The sequence below is a fragment of the Candidatus Frankia alpina genome (genome assembly GCF_902806485.1).
Taxonomy (GTDB): domain Bacteria; phylum Actinomycetota; class Actinomycetes; order Frankiales; family Frankiaceae; genus Frankia; species Frankia alpina.
In genome coordinates, this window is record NZ_CADCWT010000546.1 from 1 (window position 1) to 659 (window position 659).

Consider the following 659-nt stretch of genomic DNA (forward strand, 5'->3'; position numbering starts at 1 on the left):
GGGGTGCGCAGCGCGAAGTTCACCGTGCTCGCGACCGCGACGACCGCCAGACCGTCGCCGCCGAGGTCGATCACGCCAACCCCGGCCTGGCCGGTGACGGTGCGGGCCGGCAGCCGCAGCGGCGCCGCATTCTGTGCGTCCGCGGCCGGCCGTCGGTCACCGGCGCCGCTGGTGGCACGGGCGGCCAGCCAGGACGGTGGTGCGATCACACCTTCGGGGGCGTTGATCCGGTGACGCGGGCTGGTCCGCTGGCGGATCGCGGCGGCCAACAGCCGATCCAGGGACAGCCCGTCGCGTTGGCCCAGTACGAGGACACCGGCGCCAGCCGCGACGGGCACGGCGAGCACCGCGAACACCGCGAACACCGGCAGCGGCACCAGAGTCCGGGTCGCCGCCCAGACGAGGTAGAGCACCATGGCGGTCAGCGCGAGGATCAGCACCTGACGGGCGGTCAGGTTCGCGACGATCCGGTCCTCACGGTCAACATCGGCGGGTATGTGGACGGGATGCGTCACGGTCGCTGACCTCCGGGTGGTGGTGCGGTGAAGCGCGGCATCGGAACCGCACGACGTGGCGCCGGCGGGCGTGGCTGGCGTGCCGCTTGTGGCACGGCAGGACGTGGTGCCTGCGGGCGCGGTCGGCGCGGTGGCGGCGGGGCC

Annotated in this window: 1 protein-coding gene; it reads right to left on the bottom strand. The window is 74.4% G+C overall.

The genetic code is table 11. From position 1 onward, the window contains the following. Window positions 1-515: PrgI family protein (locus G6R25_RS24435; RefSeq protein ID WP_163554700.1), on the bottom strand; the 515-nt coding region annotated here is incomplete at its 3' end. Window positions 516-659: the final 144 nt, after the last annotated feature.